Raw genomic sequence first — 20,690 nt, forward strand, 5'->3', positions numbered from 1 at the left:
GTCGGCCCAGTCCCGGGCCCAGTCCCGCAAGGTGGACGTGTCCCTCTCGGTGAGCCCGTAGGCGATGAATTCGTCGTCCTCGTACCACTCCGCGCCCGCCAGGCGGGCGGCCGTGCGCCTGGACGGCGTACCCGCCGGTGATGACCAGGGGGTAGGGGGCGCCGATGGCCAGGATGTCGGAGAGGAGCCGGCGGTGCAGGTGGCTGAGGTTCACGCTGCGGCTGCCGGGCGGGCGGCGGCCAGCTCGGGAAAAGCCTCTTCCCATACGTCGCGGATGGCGCGGCTGATCAGCGTGCGCAGGACGGGCCACTGGTTTATCAGGAGGTCCCGGTTCAGCAGGGCGATCAGGCCGCCGTGCTGCCCTTCGGCCAGCACGGTGCGGTACATGCTCATCCGCGACCGCGGCCGGTCCAGATCGAACCGCGTCAGACCCGACCACGCCACATGCAGCGGCAGTTGGACGGAGCCGTGCGCCGGCCCGGCCAGTTCGCCTAGCGCGTCGGGAAGCCTTCGCACATAGCGCTGCCGCAGCACCTCGGCAGCAGGCGGTGACGGCTCGGCGGCAGACATAGCGGACATGTACCCAGTGTATGAGTGATGAGATCGCAGCTCGTGGCAGAGGGCGCCCTGCGAGCCCGCGGATCCCCAGAACGGCCGGCCTACCGGCCAGGCCACGGCACATGGGAGAGCTCGGCATGCCTCATCGCTCCCGGAAGGTACTCCGACATGGCCTGCTGCGGATGTGCGGCCGCGAGGGCCATCCCACCCCACTCGGCGCCGGGCTCGCCGAGTACGGCCGCATCGACAGGAGCTCAAGCGGGCGGCGGGACCGGGGGCCATACGCCCATCCACTGTTCGGCGCCCCACGCCTCGTACCGTTGCACCTCGGTGAACCCCAGCTTCGCCGCGAGGCGCATCGAGCGGGTGTTGGCGGTCTGGGTGCAGAGCACCACCGGATGGCCCGGAAGCGCGTCGGCGAACCAGCCGAGCGCCGCCGTGCACGCCTCGGCGGCGTAGCCGTGGCCCCATGCCTCCGGCAGGAGCAGGTAGCCGAGTTCGGCCTCCCCGGCATCCGGGCGGACATGACTCCGGCGCTCCGCGTCGCGCCGGTTGAGCTCGATGGTGCCGATCATCGCTCCGTCGAGCTCGATCACGAAAAGGCCGGGGCGCCTCTCGGGCGTCTCGGGCAACGTGCGCTCGCACGCATCACGCGGTCGAGGGCCACCGAGGTAGGTGTTCACCTCCGGCGAGCTGAACAGCTCGATGAACGCCGCACGGTCCCGGGCCTCGGACTCGCGGAGCACGAGCCGCTCCGTCGTGATCGGGGCAGGTGGCCAGGCGATGGACCCCGGTTCAGTCATGGTGGGCAACTTATCGAACGCTCGTCGAGCGGCACGTGCCGCGGCTACGAAGGCGTTGTGTGTGCGGCGCGGGCGAGGCCGTCGCGTCGGTCGGGGGCGGCCCGGGCGGGCCGGTGCCTCGGGCGCGGGGCGTCGGGCGGCGATGTCACGGTGTCTCAGGCGGCGAGCCGTACCTCGCCCTGCCGCCCCGCGTGCCGGGACCCGCGGTCCGTGACGGAGGTGGGGGACGCGACGGAGGTGGCCGACGTGAGGGAGCCGGCGGAGGCGACGGACGTGAGGGACGCGACCGACACCACCGCGCCGTCGCGCCGCCGCCGCGGGCCGGAGACGAGTCGGATCAGCTCGCCCTGGGCCATGGCGAGGAGGTCGGCCAGGCTGAGGCCGAGCGCGCGGGCGGCGGCCGCGAGGACCTCGGACGACGCCTCCTTGCGGCCCCGTTCGAGTTCGGAGAGGTACGGCATCGAGATCCGGGCCGCCTCGGCCACGTCCTTGAGCGTGCGCTGCTGGGCCAGCCGCTCGCGCCGCAGCACGCCTCCGACGAGATCCCGCAGCAGGGGCTCCTTCACCGGCTCCCGGCCCGGCTGCTCCCGCCGGACAGGGCCGCCCGGGGCAACCGGGCCGCCCGGGGCAACCGGGGCAACCGGGGCGGCCGGAACGGCGGGGCCCGCCGCGGGGGCTCCGGCGGCCTCGGCGGTGGCCCCGGCCTGGGGTGCCGGGTCCGTGGTGGCCGGACGCAGGGGAATGACGCGGGCTCGGTTCGACGCGTGGCTGCTCACCCCCTCAGGGTAGGAGCGTCGCGCCCGACGGGAAGGGGGCGGCGCTCTGCCCTTGGCGAACCGCTCATACGTTCGAGTGTCTTCCTCGGTTCGCCGCGACCCCGTTGTCAGTGCCCGGCTCTACCGTATGGCTGTCCTTATTCACGCTTGCTGGGCTGCTTGCGTACTCGGACACGGCGGGGGCCGGGCCCAACAGCGCGGGCCCGGCCCCCGGCGGAAGCCGGGGGCCGGTTGCGCCAGTTGCGCGTGGTCAGGAAGTGAGGCGCAGCTCCGGCGGATAGCCGGTCCAGCGCAGCGGCGCGGGCAGATGCGCCATGTCGTTGGAGAAGAGCACCGAGGGCGGACGGCCGGGCGGGGGATAGCGGATGACCGTCAGCGCCGCGTTGCACTGGTTGAGGCCGAGCCAGCGCCACTTCGGGGCGTCGAGCGCGGCTCGGACCAGCCAGCCGATGAGGAAGTTATGGGTGACGACCAGCTCATGGCGGTCCTCGGGGCCGTCCACGGGCCCGGTGAAGCGCTCCTCGGCGGTACGGGCCAGCAGCGGGCCGCGAGCGCGCTCATCGGGTGGAAAGCGATGGACGAAGTCGAGCAGGAAGTCCGCGGAATCGGCGGGCAGTTCGGCTCGGCGGGGCGTGTACGGCACATAGTCGCCCGCCGGTTCGCAGGCATGGGCGGGTACGCCGTCGAGCCGGTCACCGATCAGCCGGGCGGTCTCGGCCGCCCGGGGCAGCGGGCCGTGGTGGACCGCCGACAGCGGGACGTCCCGGAGCCGCTCGCCGAGCAGCGCGGCCTGGCGGCGGCCGGTGGGGGTGAGCCCGTCTTCGTCCGGCGTGGCCTCGCCGTGGCGGGTCAGATAGAGATAGCGGGTGGCGTGGGTCGCGGTCATGGTCCCTGTCCGTCGAGAGTCGCTGGAAAGGACGGCCATCGCGGGGGAGCGGTTCCGGGCGCCCGGTGCCGAGTGGTGCTTCCAGCCCGGCGCACCTTCCCGGCGGCGCCCTCGGTCAGCCCCCTACCGCCGGTCCGTGGACTTCCGGTCGCCTTCGGGCGGGCGGGGCTCGTCCGGGGCGAGGCGGAAGACGGCTTCGGCCAGTTGGGCGCAGACGTGTTCGATCTGGCGGCGGGTGGCGTTCCGTTCGGTGATGATCGCCGACAGCAGCAGGGCCGTCAGGGCCGTCGAGCCGTTGAACGCCTGGAGGGTGACCATCCGGGCCGGCAGCGCATGGTGGGAGAACGGACCGGTGCCCTCCGCCGTCGCGGCGATCGCGAGGACCGAGACGATGAGCGAGCACGGGGCGGCGCCCGCGAGTTGGAAGCGCAGGGCGGCCCAGATCAGGAAGGGGAAGACGAGGAAGAGCAGGCTGACCTCGGTCCGCGTGGCGACCAGGGTGACGGCCGCCGTGCCCAGCAGCAGGACCGCGGCCTCCAGCAGGCGGTACGGGCTGACGTCACGGGGCAGCCGGACGCGGCGGAGCAGGCGGTGGAGCACCAGCAGCAGGGGGGTGATCACCAGCACCCCCATCGCGTCGCCCGTCCACCACACCGACCAGGCGGTCCAGAAGTCGCCCACCGGAAGCGCGCCCGACACGATGAGCGCGGCGGTCCCCACGGTGGCGCTGATCAGCATGCCCGCCAGGGCGCCCAGGAAGACCAGGACCAGCGCGTCCCGCAGCCGGTCCAGGGCGGGTCGGAAGCCCACCCGCCGCAGCAGCAGATACGAGCAGATCGGGGCCAGGGTGTTGCCCACGACGATCGCGAGGACCGCCAGGGGCGAGGGGCCGATGGGGGCGTTGACCGCGACGGCCCCGAGAGCGATGCCCGGCCAGGCCATGGGCCCAAGCGTCAGCAGACAGGCCAGGGCGATGCCGGTCGGCGGCCACAGCGGGGTCACCTGATCGCGCACCAGCTCCTGCAGCAGTCCGATCCAGGCGCCCGCGTAGTAGAGGGCGGCGACGGCCACGAGCCGCAGCGCCGTGGCACCGTTGCGCCGGAAACCGTTGTTCCGCCGGATCCCCGTATCGCGCGCCACAGCGGCCATCCCACTACGCGCGCCCGCGGCCGGCGCGGCTGACACGCGGCCACCGGGGCGGGCTCGCCCGTACGCAGCACAGGCCCGCCCGTACGCAGTGCGGCCTCGCCCGTACGCAGCACAGACGCTTCCGCACGCGGCACGGCCTCGCCCCACACACCACAGCGCACACAATTTCACGGCTTGACTTAAGGCTCGTATTGACACCGGAATCCCATGGTCATACCGTCCTCAAAACCGCGGTACGGACCAACCAACGAGCCGGTGACGAGGACTCGTTGGAACGCGCCGCGACCGCCCTGTGACCGCACCGGGGCGCTCTTCCCCACCCCACGAGGAGAGGCTTCCGTGATGCGAGAACCGGCACGATGGGCGAGACGCTCCAGACCCCCGAGGCCCGCCCGATCCCCGAGAGCGGCTCTGCTGGCCGTCTTCGCGCTGCTCACCGCGGTGTGCGGCTCGCTGGCCACGGCCCCCGGGGCGAGCGCCAAGGCCGCGGCGCTGCCGACGGGCTGGGCCACCGCCGTCAACAAGGGCAGCGGCAAGTGCGTGGACGCGCGGGGCGCGGCGACGGTGAACGGCACCGCCGTCCAGCAGTACGCCTGCAACAACTCCGCCGCCCAGCTGTGGAAGTTCGAGGACACCGGCGACGGCTACGTCCGCGTCGACAACCGCAACGACTCCGCCCAGGCGTGGGACATGACGGATGTGTCCACGGCCGACGGCGCCCCCGTCCAGCTGTGGACCTACGGCGGCGGCGACAACCAGCAGTGGCGCGCCGTGGACGAGGGCGGCGGGGCGTATCACTTCGTCAACCGGCACAGCGGCAAATGCCTCGATGTGCCCAGCGCCTCCACGCAGGACGGGGTGCAGCTCACGCAGTACACCTGCAACGGCAGCGCCGCCCAGTCCTTCCAGGTGGCCGCCGCGCCCGAGCAGCCGGGCGACGGCCCCGACCTCGGCCCGAACGTCGCCGTCTTCGATCCGACGATGCCCGCGTCGACCATCCAGGGCCGGCTGAACTCCATCTTCCAGCAGCAGGAGCGGAACCAGTTCGGCTCCAACCGCTATGCGGTGCTCTTCAAGCCGGGCACCTACAGCGCCGACGTCAATGTGGGCTTCTACACGCAGGTGCTGGGCCTGGGGATGTCACCGGACGATGTGACCATCAACGGCGCGGTGCACGCCGAGGCCGACTGGTTCCAGGGGAACGCGACCCAGAACTTCTGGCGCGGCGCGGAGAATCTGTCGGTCACTCCCTCCTCGGGCACCGACCGATGGGCGGTGTCCCAGGCCGCGCCGTACCGCCGGATGCATGTCCGCGGTTCGCTGCAGCTCGATGACGGGGGCTGGTCGAGCGGCGGGTTCATGGCCGATACGAAGATCGACGGCCAGGTGCGCTCCGGTTCGCAGCAGCAGTGGCTCTCCCGGAACACCCAGTGGGGAAGCTGGTCCGGGTCCAACTGGAACATGGTGTTCGTCGGGGCCCTCAACGCGCCCTCGGGGAACTTCCCGAGCCCGCCCTACACGGTGGTGAACCAGACCCCGACCGTCCGCGAGAAGCCCTTCCTCTACGTCGACCAGGCGGGCGCCTACAAGGTCTTCGTGCCCTCGCTGCGGTCGAATTCCCAGGGCACCACCTGGGCCGGTGGCGCTCCGGCGGGTTCGTCGCTGCCCATCGACCAGTTCTTCATCGCCAAGCCCGGGGTCTCCGCGTCGGCCATCAACGCCGCGCTCGCCCAGGGCAAGCATCTGCTGTTCACCCCGGGCGTCTACCACCTCGGCGAGACCCTGAAGGTGACCCGGCCCGACACGGTCGTCCTCGGCCTCGGGCTCGCCACCCTCGTCCCCGACAACGGTGTGACCGCGATGACGGTCGCCGATGTCGACGGGGTCAAGGTGGCGGGGCTGCTGTTCGACGCCGGTACGGTCAATTCCGCCTCCCTGATGGAGGTGGGGCCGAGCGGGGCGAGCGGCAAGCACGCGGCCAATCCGACGTCCCTGCACGATGTGTTCTTCCGGGTCGGCGGGGCCGGGGTGGGCAAGGCGTCCAAGAGCCTGGTGGTCAACAGCTCGAACGTGATCGGCGACCATCTGTGGATCTGGCGGGCCGACCACGGTGACGGCGTCGGCTGGAACACCAACACCGCCGCCAACGGCCTGATCGTGAACGGTGCCGACGTCACCATGTACGGCCTGTTCGTCGAGCACTATCAGCAGTACCAGACGATCTGGAACGGCAACGGCGGCCGGACCTACTTCTACCAGAACGAAATGCCCTACGACCCGCCCAACCAGGGCGCCTGGACGAACGGGAACACCCAGGGCTACGCGGCCTACAAGGTGGGGCCGAACGTCACCAGCCATGAGGCGTGGGGGCTGGGCAGCTACTGCTACTTCAATGTGAACCCCGGTGTCGTCGCGGCCCGCGCCTTCGAGGTCCCCGACACCCCGGGCGTCCGCTTCCACCACATGGTCACCGTGTCGCTCGGCGGCACCGGCACCATCAGCCACGTCATCAACAACACGGGCGGGCCGTCCAATTCCGGCAACAATGTGGCGAATCTCGTGAACTACCCCTAGAACCCCCCGCCCCGCGGACGGCCACATGCCCGCGATACGGCCCCTCCACGGGTCGTATCGCGGGCACGCATATGCGCACCGGGCTTGCCCACCTCTGCCGGAGACGTCACCGTTGAGCCCCACGGGCACGCGCCGCGTCGCCCGTATTCGACTGGGACCGGAGGTGCCATGGGACCGATCGTTCCACCCCTCGTTCCACCGTATGAGACCGTCGGCGACGGGCCGCACCATGTGATGGCGGTGCACGGCTGGTTCTCGGACCGTGCCGCGTACGCCGCGATGCTGCCGCATGTCGACCGGCGCGGATTCACCTATGTTCTGCCCGATCTGCGCGGCTACGGCGAGGCGCGCGACATCCCCGGCGCGTACACCACCGGCGAGGCCGGGCAGGATCTGCTCGCGCTCGCCGATCACCTCGGCTGGGAGCGGTTCTCGCTCGTCGGCCACTCGATGGGCGGGGCCGTCGTCCAGCGCGTCCTGGCGGCCGCCCCGCAGCGGGTCCGCCGGCTGGTCGGGGTCGCGCCGGTGCCGGCCAGCGGAGTGCCGATGGAGGGCGAGCAGTGGCAGCTGTTCGCGGCCGCCGCCGACCACCCGGAGAATCGACGGACCATCATCGACCTGACCACCGGCGGTCGTCACCCGGCCGCCTGGCTGGACCTGATGGTGCGCCACTCACTGGAGCACAGCGAGCCCAAGGCGCTCCGCGCCTGGCTCGACTCGTGGGCGCTGGAGGACTTCCACGAGGACATAGCCGGCGCCCAGGTGCCGGTCCGGATCGTGGTCGGCGCCCACGATCCGGCGCTCACGGCGGAGGTGATGCGGCAGACCTGGCTGCGCTGGTACGTCAACGCCGAGCTGGTGGAGCTGGAGTATGCCGGGCACTACCCCGCCGACGAGACTCCACAGGAACTGGTGCGGGCGGTGGAGGACTTCATCACGGCCGACGCGTAGCCGGCGGTGAGTCGCCGGGGGCGGTCGCGGACGGATCGGTGGAGGGCGAGGTGGAGGACGAGGTGGAGGACGAGCCGGACGGCGAGGCGGAGGCACTGCTGGTGTGCTTCGCCTCGCTCCGCTGGTACTTCTCCTCGCTCTCCCGGTACTTGGGCAGCAGGTCGTTCAAGATCTTGTCGACGTAGTCCTGCGTCTCCAGGATCTTCGGGATGCCGCGGGCCCGAAGCACCGCGTTCGGCCCCGCGTTGTACGCCGCGAGCGCGAGCCGGGTCGCCCCGAGCGTGGTCTTGCCGCCCGGGACCACCTTGACCACCTCGTACAGATGGCACATGTAGCGGGCCTGCGAGGGGATGGCGTCGCGGGGCTCCCAGACATTGGCCTTGCCGTCGCCGTCGCCGTCCTGGCCCCATTCCTTCCAGGTGACCGGGGAGAACTGCGAAATGCCCTGGGCGTGCCCGGAGTCCGCGTCCGGACGCCAGCCGCTCTCCGCGTCGATCTGGGCGGCCAGCAGCGGCACGCTCAGCGGGGTGCAGGCCCGCACCGCCGCCTCCACGACGGGGCGCCGGGCCTCGGGGACCACCGGAAGCTCCGGTTCCGAGGGCGCGGTGAGATGCCGTACGACGAGCACCGCGGCGACGACCAGTGCGAGCCCGGCGACGAACGCCGCGGCCAGCCCGGCGGCGCGGGTCAGCATGCCAGAGGCGGTACGGAAGGGGTACGCATGCAGGGACGGTAGCGGGTCTCGCGGGCCGATCCGTAATCGGTCGCCGACACGGCCCTATCGCGCCTGGTGGACCGGGGGCAGGGGCTGCCCGGCGGGTGCCGCGGGGAGCGGTCCGGCCGCGTTGGCGCCCGGACGCTTCATCACATACGCCGCGCCGGAGCCCGCCGCGAAGAGCGCGAGCACCGAGACCGCCGTGCCGAGCCAGGTGGCGCCCAGCCACTGGCCGCCGATATAGCCGAGGGCCACGCTGTACGCCGCCCAGGCGAGCCCGGCCACCGCGGACCACGGCAGGAATTCCTTCACCCGCCGGTGGGCCGCGCCCGCGCTCAGGCTGACGACCGAGCGCCCCGCGGGCGCGAAGCGGGCTATCACCACGAGCGGACCGCCCCCGCGCACCAGCGCGGTGCCCAACTTCTCCTGTGCGGAGGTGAGTCGGCGGGAACGGGCGATGGCGCGATCGAGCCGGTCGCTGCCGCGCCAGGCCAGCCGGTAGGCGACCATGTCCCCGAGGACGGAGGCGGTCGCGGCGCACAGCATCAGCCCGAACATGGCGGGAAAGTCGGCGGCACCGGCCTGGCGCACCACGCCGACGGCGTCGACGGTGGTGCCGGCGGCCGCGGTGGCGGCGGTGATGACCAGAACTCCGCTGGGCAGGACGGGCAGAAAGACATCGAGCAGGACGGACGCCCCGATCACCGCATAGATCCATGGGGTGTTGGTCAGCGACCCCAGATGTTCCAACAACGTTCTACTCCCGATCCCGGTCCCCCCGCTGCGCATGTCGCCGGGAAGCGGCAGGCGTCAGCCTGTAACAGCCATACAGCGTACGCCTGTGACTGACGAGGATAACGGTAAGGGGCGTCATGAGGTTGTTCGAATCACGCCATGCAGGGCGTTCGACCCTGCATGGCGTGATCGGTCAGGTGATGCTGGATGTCGGTCGAATGCGGAGAAGTGACGCCTATCCGACAGTCGACGGTTCGCGTTGCGTTTCGGGCGCCGCCTCGTTCGCGCGGGCCGAGCCGAATATCCGGTCCAGCGCCCAGGGGCCGGGGCCGGTGAAGACGATCAGCAGCAGCGCCCAGCAGAACATCGCGGCCGCCTCGCCGCCGTTCTGAATGGGCCACAGCTTCTCGGGCTGGTGCTCATGGAAGTACGCGTAGGCCATCGAGCCCGAGGAGATGAACGCCGCGGTGCGGCTGCCGACGCCGAGCATCACGAGGGCGCCGCCGACGAGCTGGATCACCGCCGCGTACCAGCCCGGCCAGGTGCCGGCCTCGACGGTCTTGCCGGTGCCCATCATGCCGCCGAACCAGCCGAGCAGCGACGAGGCGCCGTGGCAGAAGAAGAGCAGTCCGACGACGATGCGGAAGAGGGAGAGAACGTACGGCCTGGCGCCATCGAGCGCCTCGCCGAGGGTGCGGGGGGTGGGGGAAGAAGGCATGGGAGGGGAGCTCCTTGCTCCTGGGGACAGGGAACAGCGGAACGCCAGGTTAGGTTCCCCTCACCTTTTGTTGCAAGTTCAAGTTCATGCCAATGTCGGTGCCCGGGCGCCCTCTTCAAGGCGCCCCAAAAGCCGCTCTTCAGAGCCCCGCCGCGCACATCGGGACACCTTCCTGCAGGGTCTCTCCCGTATGTGCCACGCGCAGCGCCGCGCGTGCTACCGCGTCCGTGTCGCAGAGGGTGACGGAGTTCACGCCCGGCCGCGCGCCCGCGGCCGTCACCCAGTGGACCCCCTCGGTCGGCACCCCGATGGCGAACCGCCGCGGATGCGGGCGGCCGTGGGCGTCGACCAGCCGGTAGGGGGCGGTGGTGACATCGAGGCCGCCGGTCTCGTAGCCCTCCACCCGATGCGGACGGCCCTGCCCGGTCTCCAGCAGATGGATCAGCAACTCATCGGCGGTCCGGCGCACATCCGGCTCCGGCAGCCGCGCCTCGATCAGGGTCGTGGCCACCACCGGCGGACCCGGCACCTCGGCCGACCGGGCGGCGAAACCGGCGCCTTCGGCTCCCGTGTCCGGGCTTTCCAAGGTCACTTCGAGCCGTGGGCCCAGGACCTCCAGGACGCCCGCATCGATCAGCGCGGCCATCTCCTCGATCCGGCGGCGCGGCGGGCCGATCGAGAGAAAGGCGTTCAGCGGGGTGTACCAGCGGTCCAGATGGGCCCGGCGGGACGCCCCCGTCAGCCCGCCGTGGTCGACGATCTGCCGCACCTCGTTGCGGAGGTCGCGCAGCACGTCGAGGGCCGCCTTGACCGGGCCCTCGACATTGCCCAGCCGGGCGTGCGCCACATCCTGGTGGGCGTAGGTCAGCAGCCACCGCCGGAACTCGTCACGCCCCGTGAACCGGCGTCCGCGATACGGCTGGGAGACCGCGTCCCACGACCAGCGCTCCGCGTCCGGTATGCCGTACGCCGTGAGCACGGCGGCCTCTTCGGGGCTGCCGTGCCCGGTGGCCAAAAAGTGACTCCTGAAGCGTGCTGAGGTGTGCGGGGCGGGGGCGCCGGGCTCGGTCCCGGAGCCTTCCGGGGCCGCCGGGGCGCGGGTGTCGGGTGCGCGGAGGGCCAGCAGCGCCTCGTAGTAGACCGTCTCGGCCTCCTTGGCGACCAATGGCCATATCTCGGCGAGGAAGTCCGGCGGATCGCCGGAGTCCGCGCGCTTGCGGAAGTGGCCGAGCACATCGGGGGTCAGCAGCAGCGGGGTGTGCCGCCCGCACGGCCCCTTCGCGTTGTCGCCCCGCGCGTGGTACGGGATGCCGCGCCGCGACCCCGCGTACAGCCGTGGCTCGCGCCCCGAGGGCCGGTAGACCAGACCGCCGCGCGGATGCGGTGCGAAGGTGCCGCCCCGGCCCGCCGTCAGCAGCGCCATATGGTCGAAGAAGTTGAGGCCGAGACCGCGCAGCAGCACCGGTTCGCCCGGCGCGATGGGCGACAAGTCGACATCGGCGGGGTTGGCGGGCGGGTAGTAGCGCAGCCCGTGCCGCTCCGCGTGCGCCGCGTGCCGCCGCTCCGTGGCGTCGCCGGCCGCCGGCAGATGACCCTGCGCCAGGACGACCGCGCGCAGCCCCTCCAGGCGGCTGCCGTCGTCCAGCGTCAGCACCTGCTCGCCGTCGGCCCGCTCCTCCAGCCGTACGGCGCGGGCCCGGTGCGTCCGGACGGTCACGGTCTCCGGCGCGCCCCGCACCACCTCGCCGAACACCCACTCCAGATAGCGGCCGTAGAGCGCGCGGCTGGGATAGTCGTCCGGGCCGAGACCGGGCGCAAGACCGCGCGCCGCGACCCATTCGTACAGACTCGGCCCGGTCCGCACCGGTCCGCCGCATTCGACGCTGGCGTCGGTGAACAGGGTCACCTGCGAGGCCACGGTGTTCATCAGCAACTCGGCCGGCTGGGCGGTGCGCCACACCCGTCCCGCACCGGGCGGCGAGGGGTCCACCAGGTGCACCGTCAGCGGGGTGCCGGGCGCCAGTTCCGGGGCCGAGGCGCACAGGCGCTCCAGCACGCTGGTGCCGCGCGGCCCGGCGCCGACGACGGCTATCGCGTGAGGGTCTCCGGCCAAGGTCGTGTCTCCCGGGGCAGATGTGACGCAGGATGCGCGCCCATCATGCCGCTCGCTCCACACGAATCGACCCGGTCTCCGGAACGTACGGCTCCGTTGTGGCCTGTATCACGTGACGTACGGCGCGGAACGGTATCCAAGGGACCCGAGGGACCCGAGGACCCGACTACCCGGCCCAGTCCGTCTCCAGGGCCGTCACCAGCCGGGCACCGCCGCCCGAGGCGTCCGACCGCGCCTGGTCCAGCCGCAGCTGGGCGCTACGGCCCTGGAGGGTCAGCGTCATCAGTTGGTTGCCGAACCAGGGCCCGCCCGTCTTGTGCCACGTCAGGCGGGAGCCCGGCACCCGCCCATGGCGCCGGAAGAGCCGGCCCAGGGCGCGGCCCGCCGCGCTCCAGCCGAAGCGGAAGCCGAGCCGTATCGAGGCGTAGATGCTGTTGTGGACCGGCGAGCAGGTCAACTGCCGCACCTGGCTGCGGGGCGGCCGGGACGACCACCGCGACCAGTCCGGCGCGGCGACATAGGCGTGGTGCACATCGCCGGAGAGCACACTGATCGTGGCCGGTGCCCCCGGCGCGCCGCCCACCGCGGCGATGGTGTCGGTGAGCGCGTCGAAGGACTCGGGGAACGCCGCCCAGTGCTCCAGATCGCCGCGCTGCCGCAGATCCTCGCCGATCCGCGCCCAGCGCCCACCGCGTCTGCCGCCGCACACCGAGGCGTTCCACGCCTCCACGTCATGCACGAAATGCGGCAGCAGCCAGGGCAGCGAGGTGCCGAGCAGCAGGTGGTCATAGCCGCCGAAGGCTCCGGGCCGTTCCTGACCGGGGGCCCCGGGCCGTTCCTGGCCGGGGTGGCCGGGGTGTTCCTGGCCGGGGTGGCCGGGGTGGCCGCCCGTGCCCTCCATGGCCTGCTCGCGCACCCAGGCGAACTCCTTCTCGGACAGCATCGCCCGCCGCCCCTCCTCCAGCACCCGCGCCGCGCGGGTGTCGACCATCAGCAGCCGGGTGCGGCCGAAGTCACGGCGGTAGCTCCAGCGGGTGTACGACGGATCGGCGTCGGCGCGGGTGGCGAACTCCCGCAGCGCCTGGGTGCCGTCCTCGGCCGTGCGCACCTGTGCGTAGAGCGGGTCGGCGGCCAGTTCGGTGGGCGAGAGGTTGCCCAGGTGCTGATGGACCCAGTAGGACATCAGGCCGCTCAGTATCCGCTCCCGCCACCACGGGGTGGCGCGCATCCGGCGCTGCCACGCCTCGCTGGTGTTCCAGTCGTCGATGACATCGTGGTCGTCGAAGATCATGCAGCTGGGGACGGTGGAGAGCAGCCAGCGCACCTCGGGGTCCAGCCAGGACTCGTAGTAGAGGCGGGTGTACTCCTCGTAGTCCGCGACCTGCTCGCCCGGCGGCTCGCTCAGATCGCGGCGGGTGGCCAGCCAGCGGCGGGTCTCGGCGGAGGTCTCGTCCGCGTACACCTGGTCGCCCAGCAGCACCAGCACATCGGGGCGCGGGCGCTCGGGGGCGCCGGCCAGCGCCTGCGCCAGGGTGTCGAGCGCGTCGGGCCCGACGGGGTCGTGCGAGGCGTCGGACGGCGGCGCAGCCCACCGGCAGGAGCCGAAGGCCACGCGCACGGGCGCGTCCGTCCCCGGGGCGGGGGTGCGGATGGTGCTGTCGGGGAAGGGCGAGTCGGGCAGCGGCCAGACCTGCTCACCGTCGAGCAGCACCCGGTAGGCGGTCTCCGTGTCCGGCCGCAGCCCGGTGACCGGGATCAGGGCGTAGTGGTGGCCGGCGATCTGCCAGGTGCGGGCGGTGCCGCCCGCACCGTCGGCGCACCGCACCTCGGCCTCACAGGCCCGGTCGGCCTCGACCCAGACGGTCGCGCCGGTGCCGGTCTCCCAGTCGACCTGGCGCAGTAGTGGTCCCAGCCGCAGCCCGGCCATCCGGACCTCCTCCGTCGTTCTCTGATGTGCTCGTCATGCGTACGGTACGGAACGACGGAGGAGGTGCGGCGTTCCACCCGGCGGAGTGCCGGTTGGCAGGCCGATCGGTAGGCCGGTCGGTACGCCGTCTCAGCAGCCGTTGAGGATGCCGCTGAGCGCGGACTTCTCGGCCGAGTCGAGGCTGAGTTTGTACGTGTACTTCACCGAGACCCACATGCGGGCGTACATGCAGTGGTAGGCGGTCCGGGGCGGCAGCCACTCGCCGGGGTCCTGGTCGCTCTTGGACTGGTTGACGTTGTCCGTCACGGCGATGAGCTGGGAGTGCGTCAGGTCGTTGGCGAAGGCCTGGCGCTGGGCGGTGGTCCAGCTGTTGGCGCCGGACTTCCACGCCTCGGCGAGCGGGACCATGTGGTCGATGTCCACGTCGGAGGAGGCGGTCCAGGTCTCGCCGTCGTACTCGGAGTACCAGGAGCCGCTGGTGGCCGCGCAGCTGGAGTTGGTCTGCACGTTGGTGCCGTCGCGCTTGAGGACCTCCTCGCGGGTGTCGCAGGAGCCGCTCTGGGTGATCCAGTGGGGGAACTTGTCGCGGCTGTAACCGTCGGTGGAGCCCTCGGCCTTGACGGTCAGCGAGGCCAGCTGGGTGCGGGCGGTGGCGGCGCTCGGCGGGGTGGGCGGGGAGGCCTGGGCGGTGGGCCCGCTCATGACGATCGTGCCCAGCAGGGCGACGAACCCGCTGAAGACGGAGGCGCGACGCGCGTAGACGCGGCGGCGAGTGGGATGACGGTGCATGTCTGACATGCGAACTCCCTTGAGGGTGGGGGGTCGTTGGCCGCTGGTGCCCGGCCATGCTTGCGACGCCGGGTTTCCGTGGGGTGGGCGCCAGGTAACAGAGTGACGACGCGGTCATGTCAACGCAAGGGGTTCCAGGGGGTGGTTGGGGCCAGGTATGCGATCCGGCGTGGCGGTCGCGCGCCGCGCGTTGGCCGCGTGGTGGCCGCGTCGTGGCCGCGTGGTGCGTGCGCCCGCCCGCGCGGTGGTGGGTGTTTGCCGCCGGTCAACGCGGTGGGCGGGGTGGGTGCTTGCCGCGTTGCTGTCGGCCGCTGTCGGCGGTTGTGGACCGCCGTCGGCCGTTGTCGCCCGCCGTCGCCCGCCTCGGCATCGCGGCGCGCGCCTGCGCGCTGCGGTGCGCGCTGCGGCGAGGCGTGGGGGCGGGACTCGCGTCGGGGCGGGACTCGGGTCGGGGCGGGACTCGGGTCGAGGCGGGACTCGCGTCGGGCCGCCGGACCGGGCGCCCGACGCGAGATCGTCCGCCCGGCGGCCCCGGACTGTGGGGCTGGTCACACTCCCGGCGGCTTCGGCGGGAGGCCGTCGGGCGGCGCCTCATCCGTGTCGCCAGGCGCGGGGCGGCTGTTCGTGCTGATCACGAGCTGATCGCGGAGGACGCGGTGGGGGTGGGGCCGGTGGCCCGGGCGGTGGACGTGCTGGAGGTCTCCCGTATCCTTGTCGGCAGCAGAAGGGGAGTAGCTCCTCGCCGGACCGTCGACATACTGCCCGCCCTCGAGGTGCGGGCCGGCGCCCGGAGCGTACGGAACCACCGCGTGACGCGGAGGCCGTGCGCCAGCGAGACCTTCGGCCGCAGTGTCCGACGCTGCCGTGCCGAAGCGATCCCTCCCCGGGGCCCTTGGGTGCGGCCCGATCTACGAGGTATCCATTCCGTGTTCAGCATCACCGTCGCCGCCGTGGTCTTCGGCGTCGTCTTCCTCGCCGAACTTCCCGACAAGACCGCCCTGGCCGGGCTGATGCTCGGCACCCGCTACCGCGCCTCGTACGTCTTCGTCGGCGTGGCCGCGGCCTTCGCCCTTCACGTCGGGCTCGCCATCGCGGCGGGCAGTGTGCTCACCCTGCTGCCGCACCGGCTGCTGCAGGCGATCGTGGGGGTCCTCTTCCTCGGCGGAGCGGCGATGCTGCTCCTGAAGAAGGACGACGGGGAGGAGGAGGTCCGCAAGCCCGCCGACCAGAGCTTCTGGAAGGTGTCCGGCGCGGGCTTCATGCTGATCCTGGTCGCCGAGTTCGGCGATCTGACCCAGATCATGACCGCCAACCTCGCCGCCCGCTACGACGACCCGCTGTCGGTGGGCGTGGGCGCGGTGCTGGCGCTGTGGGCCGTCGCGGGCCTTGGCATCGTGGGCGGCCGCACCCTGATGCGGTACGTACCGCTCCGGCTGATCACGAAGATCGCGGCGCTGGTGATGCTGGCGCTGGGCGGATTCAGCCTGTACGAGGCCATCGCGGGCTGAGCGGGCGGCGGGCCCGGGCGCGTCCGAGTCGCGCGTCCGAGCGCCCCGGGGGCGCCCCCGGGGCACCCGGGCGGGCGGCGGCGGCGCGGCGCTGCGTCCGCGGTGCTGAGCCCGGGAAGCCGGGCGCGTGGGTCGAGGCTCAGCCCGAGGACTCGCGGTGTGTGGGGGTGTGAGTTCCGGCGCTCGGTCCGAGATGCCGGGCCCTGCGGGCGCGACGCTCAGCCCAAGACGTCCGCGGATCGTGGGGGCAATGGGGGTAAGGGCCCGAGGCGTGCAGGGGGCGAGAGGCGTGGCGTGGCACTCAGCCGGAGACGTGCAGCCGCGTCCGAGGCGTCCAGGGGCGAGGCGTGGCGCGGCACTCAGCCGGAGATGTGCAGCCGCAGCGTGCCGTCGGCCAGTGCCTCGACCCCCACCTGCTCCAGGTCCCGCACATGGGCGTCCGGGGCGTGCGCCGCGGCGCGCGGTCCGACGCCGACGACCCGCATCCCGGCCGCCCGGCCCGCCGCGATGCCGACCTCCGAGTCCTCGAAGACGACACAGTCCGCGGGGGCGAAGCCCAGCTCGGCCGCGCCCTTGAGGAAGCCCTCCGGGTCCGGCTTGCTCGCCCCGACGCACTCCGCGGTGACCCGCACCTCCGGCATCGTGAGCCCGGCGGCGCCCATCCGCGCTCCGGCGAGCCCCTTGTCGGCGGAGGTCACCAGGGCGTGCGGAAGACCGGCCAGCGAGGCCATGAAGGCGGGCGCGCCGGGCACCGGTACGACGCCGTCGAGATCCGTGGTCTCCCACTCCAGCATCCGCTGGTTGTCGGCCAGGTTCTGCTCGACCGGCCGATCGGGGAGGAGCACCGCCATCGTCGCGTGGCCCTGCCGCCCGTGGACGATCCCGAGCACGCTCTCCGCGTCCAGCCCCTGCTCGGCCGCCCACCGCCGCCAGCAGCGTTCGACGACGGCGTCGGAGTTGACCAGGGTGCCGTCCATGTCGAGGAGGAGTGCGCGGGCGGTGAGCGACATCGGGACTCCTGGGCGCGAGCGCGGAAAGAGGCACAGCGGTAAGGAACACAAGCGGCTCCGCCCGCCGGTCAGGGGAAGCGGGCGGAACCACTTTGTTCCTTCACGATACAAAGCCTGGCCCGGATGCGCCAGGGGGGGGTGCCCCCACGGCTCGTCTCTATGGCTCTCTGGTCCTGGTCTATGGCTCTCTGGTTCTGGATTCGAGGTCGCGGCGGGTGTTCTCGCCGTAGACACCATCCGGGTCGCCCGTGATGTCGTGCTGGTCCTGGTAGCTGGAGACCACCCGCCGCACCCCGGCGTCGTAGTCCCCGTCCGCCGCGCCGATGTACAGCAGCAGCTGGGACAGCCTCTTCTGCAGCTCGGCCACCTCGGGCCCGCTGTCGCCCTCGCGCAGCGCCGGCGGCCCGGTGGGCCCGGGAGGATCGGACGGGGCGGAGGTCGGGCCGCCGGAGGCGGTCGGCCCGGGCTTCGTCGCCGAGCCGGTCGGGGAGCCCGACGCCGAGGGGCGGGTGGTGGCCGAGGGGCCCGTCTCGCTCGGGGACGCGCTCGCGCTCGCCGAGCCGGACGCGGACGGGCGGGGCGTGGCACTCGACGACGGGGCACCGGACGACGGGCCGTTCTCCGCGGCCGGCAGCTCCTCCTCGACCGGGGCGCTGGCGGTGCTGTCGGCCAGCGTGCGGTCGCTCGCGCCGCCGCCGCCGTCCTCCTTGTGGTCACCGCCGAGCAGACCGGTGCCGACCGCCAGCGAACCGGCCACGGCCACGGCCGCCGCCCCCGCGAGCACGGCCGCCACGACCTTGCGCTTGCTCTTGCGGTGCCGGGCGGGGCCGGGCTCCTCTCCCGGTGCGCCTCCGTCGGCGAATCCCGGTGCGCCTCCGTCGGCGAAGACGTCGCCGTCCGCCGCCGCCTCGTCCCCGCCGGGTCTCTCCTCGACGCGGTCGATCACCCGCGTCTCGTCGGTGTCCCCCTTCTCCGCCTCCTCCTTCTCCTTCTCCGCCTTCTTCCTCTCCGCCTCCTCGAAGAGACGCAGATCACGCGGATCGGGCCCGCCCGGGCGCTCCTCCGAGCGCGTCACAAGGGGGTGCGGATGGGTCTGGTCGTCGGTCTCGCCTGCGGTCGCGGTGGACGCGGCGGCGCGTTCGGCACACGTACAGCCCGGGCGGCCGTTGGCGCGCGCCGGTGCGAAGCAGTGCGGGCAGGACTCTGCCGTCACGGAACTTTCCCTCCCTGGAGTTCGCAGCGATTATGCGCATCCGATCCCCTTCCGCGCAGGTGTTCGCCCGCCGTGCGGACCGGCACGGCGGGCCGTAACAGGGCATAAAGGTGAGGATGGGGTGAGGATGAAGAGGGAACGGAGGAGCGAGGAGGAGTCGCCATGGCGCGGGACGGCGGCAGCCCGGCTCCGGCCCCGGGAGCCCCCGACGCCGTGGCCCCCGGCCCCGGAGAGGGCCGGCCGCGGCGCGCGGTCCTGGTGGCCATCGGCGCGCTGCTGCTCGGCATGCTGCTCGCCGCGCTCGACCAGACGATCGTCTCCACCGCGCTGCCCACGATCGTCAGCGACCTCGGCGGCCTGGAGCATCTGTCCTGGGTCGTCACCGCGTATCTGCTCGCCTCGACCGCGGCCACCCCGCTGTGGGGCAAGCTCGGCGACCAGTACGGCCGCAAGAGGCTCTTCCAGACCGCGATCGTCATCTTCCTGATCGGCTCCGCGCTGTGCGGGCTCGCCGCGAACATGGCGGAACTCATCGTCTTCCGCGCGCTGCAGGGGCTGGGCGGCGGCGGCCTCATGGTCCTGTCGATGGCGATCGTCGGCGATATCGTCCCGCCCCGTGACCGCGGCCGCTACCAGGGCCTCTTCGGCGCCGTCTTCAGCGCCGCCAGTGTGCTGGGGCCGCTGCTGGGCGGGGTGTTCGTCGACCATCTCAGCTGGCGCTGGGTCTTCTACATCAACCTGCCCGTCGGCATCGTCGCCCTCCTCGTCATCGCCTCCGTGCTGCGGATCCCGGTGCGCCGCACCTCGCACACCATCGACTACCTCGGCACCTTCCTGATCGCCGCGGTCGCCGCCGCGCTGGTGCTGATGACCTCCCTCGGCGGGGTCTCCTTCGGCTGGGGGTCCTGGCAGATCGTCGGGCTCGCGGTGGTCGGCATGGCGCTGCTGGCGGCCTTCGTACGGGTGGAGTTCCGCGCGGCCGAGCCGGTGCTGCCGCTCACCCTCTTCCGCAGCCGTACCTTCACGCTCTGCGCGGTCATAGGCTTCATCGTCGGCTTCGCGATGTTCGGCAGCATGACCTATCTGCCGACCTTCCTCCAGGTCGTGCAGGGCGTCTCACCGACCACCTCCGGCCTCCATCTGCTGCCGCTGGTCCTCGGCACGCTCCTGTCCTCCACCGTCTCCGGTCACCTGGTCAGCCGCACCGGCCGCTACAAGGTCTTCCCGGTCCTGGGCACCGCGATCACCGCCATCGGCCTGCTGCTCCTGCACCAGCTGCGGGAGTCCAGCGGGGTGGCGGAGATGAGCGCGTACTTCTTCGTCTTCGGCTGCGGTCTCGGCCTGGTCATCCAGGTGCTGGTGCTGATCGTGCAGAACTCCGTCAGCTATCAGGACCTGGGCGTCGCCACCTCCGGCGCGACCTTCTTCCGCTCGATCGGCGCCTCGTTCGGCGTCTCCGTCTTCGGCACGATCTTCGCCAACAACCTCGGCCCCCATATCGCCGACGCCCTCGCCGGACGACGCCTGCCACCCGGTATCACCCCCGGGTCCCTCACCTCCGACCCCCGCGGCCTCGGCCGGCTGCCCCCGGCGGACCGGGCGGCGGTGCGGCACGCGTTCTCCGTCTCCATCACCGACGTCTTCCTGTACGCGGTGCCGGTCGTGCTGCTCGCCTTCCTCCTCGCCTGGTACCTCCGGGAGGAGCCGCTGCGCGGCAGCGTCACCGCGCCCGACGGCAGCGAAATACTGGCCAGCAACCCCGTCCAGCGCTCCTCGCACGAGGAGTGCGCCCGGGCCCTGTCCCTGCTCGGCAGCCGGGAGGGCCGCCGGAAGGTCTACGTCGACATCACCCGGCGCGCCGGCCTGGACCTCGGACCGGCCGCGAGCTGGATGCTGCTGCGCATCCAGCACTACGGCTCGGTCGAACCCGCGATGCTCGCCGAGCGCTCGCCCGTACCGCTGCGGGTCATCACCGAGGCGGCCCGGCAGATCGAGGAGCGGGGCCTGGGCCGCCGCTACGGACTGGACCTGATCCTCACGGACGACGGCCGCGAGGCCGCGATCAGGCTCTACGGGGCCCGCGAGGCGTCCCTCGCGGAACTCCTGGGCGACTGGTGGTCACCCGGCCGCCCGACCGACCTGAGCGAGCTGGTGGACGAGCTGACGCACGAGCTGTGCGGCTCCGACGCGGAACAGCCGAGAGAAGGCACCCCCCGCCCCGACCACCGCCGCCCCCCGCCACCGCGCACGCCGTAAGGGCGGGGC

The 20,690-nt window shown here is 72.4% G+C and carries 17 protein-coding genes and 1 pseudogene; 4 read left to right on the forward strand and 14 right to left on the reverse strand.

Going from position 1 to position 20,690, the window contains the following annotated elements; translation table 11 throughout:
• Nucleotides 1-109: 109 nt before the first annotated feature.
• From J8403_RS44805 to J8403_RS29925, 6 genes and pseudogenes are all read right to left on the reverse strand, one after another.
• A pseudogene (locus J8403_RS44805) lies at nt 110-214 on the reverse strand (nucleotidyl transferase AbiEii/AbiGii toxin family protein); the annotation flags it as partial.
• A complete protein-coding gene (locus tag J8403_RS29905; protein WP_425519908.1) occupies nt 211-570 on the reverse strand; it encodes a hypothetical protein in 360 nt (119 codons plus the stop codon). The gene J8403_RS29905 and the pseudogene J8403_RS44805, both read right to left, overlap by 4 nt.
• 242 nt (nt 571-812) lie before the next feature.
• Entirely contained in the window at nt 813-1,361 is a 549-nt protein-coding gene (locus tag J8403_RS29910; RefSeq protein ID WP_211125886.1) for a GNAT family N-acetyltransferase, read from the reverse strand.
• A gap of 155 nt (nt 1,362-1,516) precedes the next feature.
• Nucleotides 1,517-2,137, reverse strand: coding sequence for a helix-turn-helix domain-containing protein (locus J8403_RS29915; RefSeq protein ID WP_246586051.1), 621 nt, complete (start codon nt 2,135-2,137; stop codon nt 1,517-1,519).
• 250 nt (nt 2,138-2,387) lie between these two features.
• Nucleotides 2,388-3,023, reverse strand: coding sequence for a histidine phosphatase family protein (locus J8403_RS29920; protein ID WP_211125887.1), 636 nt, complete (start codon nt 3,021-3,023; stop codon nt 2,388-2,390).
• Between the two features lie 123 nt (nt 3,024-3,146).
• Nucleotides 3,147-4,172: an MASE1 domain-containing protein gene (locus J8403_RS29925; protein ID WP_211125888.1), complete on the reverse strand. Its 1,026-nt coding sequence runs from the start codon at nt 4,170-4,172 to the stop codon at nt 3,147-3,149.
• Between the two features lie 342 nt (nt 4,173-4,514).
• Here J8403_RS29925 and J8403_RS29930 point away from each other — a divergent pair, with 342 nt between their 5' ends.
• The gene (locus tag J8403_RS29930; protein ID WP_246586052.1) at nt 4,515-6,746 is read left to right on the forward strand and encodes an RICIN domain-containing protein; all 2,232 of its coding nucleotides are present in this window, start codon (nt 4,515-4,517) and stop codon (nt 6,744-6,746) included.
• A gap of 168 nt (nt 6,747-6,914) precedes the next feature.
• Entirely contained in the window at nt 6,915-7,697 is a 783-nt protein-coding gene (locus tag J8403_RS29935; protein ID WP_211125889.1) for an alpha/beta fold hydrolase, read from the forward strand.
• Here J8403_RS29935 and J8403_RS29940 read toward each other — a convergent pair.
• From J8403_RS29940 to J8403_RS29965, 6 genes are all read right to left on the reverse strand, one after another.
• Nucleotides 7,681-8,391 (reverse strand): lytic transglycosylase domain-containing protein, encoded by a 711-nt coding sequence (locus tag J8403_RS29940; RefSeq protein WP_211125890.1) that lies wholly within the window; start codon nt 8,389-8,391, stop codon nt 7,681-7,683. The two genes, J8403_RS29935 and J8403_RS29940, sit on opposite strands and share 17 nt — an antisense overlap.
• An 84-nt stretch (nt 8,392-8,475) precedes the next feature.
• Complete coding sequence (locus J8403_RS29945; RefSeq protein ID WP_211125891.1) at nt 8,476-9,165, reverse strand: DedA family protein; 690 nt, start codon at nt 9,163-9,165, stop codon at nt 8,476-8,478.
• Nucleotides 9,166-9,382: 217 nt separating this feature from the next.
• Nucleotides 9,383-9,865, reverse strand: coding sequence for a DoxX family protein (locus J8403_RS29950; protein WP_211125892.1), 483 nt, complete (start codon nt 9,863-9,865; stop codon nt 9,383-9,385).
• Between the two features lie 139 nt (nt 9,866-10,004).
• Nucleotides 10,005-11,978, reverse strand: coding sequence for an FAD/NAD(P)-binding protein (locus J8403_RS29955; protein WP_211125893.1), 1,974 nt, complete (start codon nt 11,976-11,978; stop codon nt 10,005-10,007).
• 166 nt (nt 11,979-12,144) lie between these two features.
• A complete protein-coding gene (locus tag J8403_RS29960) occupies nt 12,145-13,905 on the reverse strand; it encodes an alkaline phosphatase D family protein (RefSeq protein WP_211125894.1) in 1,761 nt (586 codons plus the stop codon).
• 129 nt (nt 13,906-14,034) lie between these two features.
• A complete protein-coding gene (locus tag J8403_RS29965; RefSeq protein WP_211125895.1) occupies nt 14,035-14,703 on the reverse strand; it encodes an HNH endonuclease family protein in 669 nt (222 codons plus the stop codon).
• Nucleotides 14,704-15,620: 917 nt separating this feature from the next.
• On the opposite strand from J8403_RS29965, the gene J8403_RS29970 reads away from it, so the two are divergent.
• Nucleotides 15,621-16,202 (forward strand): TMEM165/GDT1 family protein, encoded by a 582-nt coding sequence (locus tag J8403_RS29970; RefSeq protein WP_211125896.1) that lies wholly within the window; start codon nt 15,621-15,623, stop codon nt 16,200-16,202.
• Between the two features lie 359 nt (nt 16,203-16,561).
• On the opposite strand, the gene J8403_RS29975 is transcribed toward J8403_RS29970, so the two are convergent.
• Nucleotides 16,562-17,212 carry an HAD-IA family hydrolase gene (locus J8403_RS29975; protein WP_211125897.1) on the reverse strand — a complete coding sequence of 217 codons (651 nt, stop codon included), beginning with the start codon at nt 17,210-17,212 and terminating at the stop codon, nt 16,562-16,564.
• A gap of 178 nt (nt 17,213-17,390) precedes the next feature.
• Nucleotides 17,391-18,425 (reverse strand): peptidoglycan-binding domain-containing protein, encoded by a 1,035-nt coding sequence (locus J8403_RS29980; RefSeq protein WP_211125898.1) that lies wholly within the window; start codon nt 18,423-18,425, stop codon nt 17,391-17,393.
• Between the two features lie 162 nt (nt 18,426-18,587).
• On the opposite strand from J8403_RS29980, the gene J8403_RS29985 reads away from it, so the two are divergent.
• Nucleotides 18,588-20,681 (forward strand): MDR family MFS transporter, encoded by a 2,094-nt coding sequence (locus J8403_RS29985; RefSeq protein ID WP_211125899.1) that lies wholly within the window; start codon nt 18,588-18,590, stop codon nt 20,679-20,681.
• The last annotated feature ends 9 nt before the right edge of the window (nt 20,682-20,690 follow it).

This window comes from Streptomyces yatensis (assembly GCF_018069625.1).
GTDB lineage: Bacteria > Actinomycetota > Actinomycetes > Streptomycetales > Streptomycetaceae > Streptomyces > Streptomyces yatensis.

Bases quoted from the DNA above. Each gene is read 5' to 3' on its own strand.
- J8403_RS29950 (WP_211125892.1), bottom strand. From the start codon at position 9,865: ATGCCTTCTTCCCCCACCCCCCGCACCCTCGGCGAGGCGCTCGATGGC.
- J8403_RS29965 (WP_211125895.1), bottom strand. From the start codon at position 14,703: ATGTCAGACATGCACCGTCATCCCACTCGCCGCCGCGTCTACGCGCGT.
- J8403_RS29930 (WP_246586052.1), top strand. From the start codon at position 4,515: ATGCGAGAACCGGCACGATGGGCGAGACGCTCCAGACCCCCGAGGCCC.
- J8403_RS29920 (WP_211125887.1), bottom strand. From the start codon at position 3,023: ATGACCGCGACCCACGCCACCCGCTATCTCTATCTGACCCGCCACGGC.
- J8403_RS29925 (WP_211125888.1), bottom strand. From the start codon at position 4,172: ATGGCCGCTGTGGCGCGCGATACGGGGATCCGGCGGAACAACGGTTTC.
- J8403_RS29960 (WP_211125894.1), bottom strand. From the start codon at position 13,905: ATGGCCGGGCTGCGGCTGGGACCACTACTGCGCCAGGTCGACTGGGAG.
- J8403_RS29940 (WP_211125890.1), bottom strand. From the start codon at position 8,391: ATGCTGACCCGCGCCGCCGGGCTGGCCGCGGCGTTCGTCGCCGGGCTC.
- J8403_RS29905 (WP_425519908.1), bottom strand. From the start codon at position 570: ATGTCTGCCGCCGAGCCGTCACCGCCTGCTGCCGAGGTGCTGCGGCAG.
- J8403_RS29975 (WP_211125897.1), bottom strand. From the start codon at position 17,212: ATGTCGCTCACCGCCCGCGCACTCCTCCTCGACATGGACGGCACCCTG.
- J8403_RS29935 (WP_211125889.1), top strand. From the start codon at position 6,915: ATGGGACCGATCGTTCCACCCCTCGTTCCACCGTATGAGACCGTCGGC.
- J8403_RS29985 (WP_211125899.1), top strand. From the start codon at position 18,588: ATGGCGCGGGACGGCGGCAGCCCGGCTCCGGCCCCGGGAGCCCCCGAC.
- J8403_RS29910 (WP_211125886.1), bottom strand. From the start codon at position 1,361: ATGACTGAACCGGGGTCCATCGCCTGGCCACCTGCCCCGATCACGACG.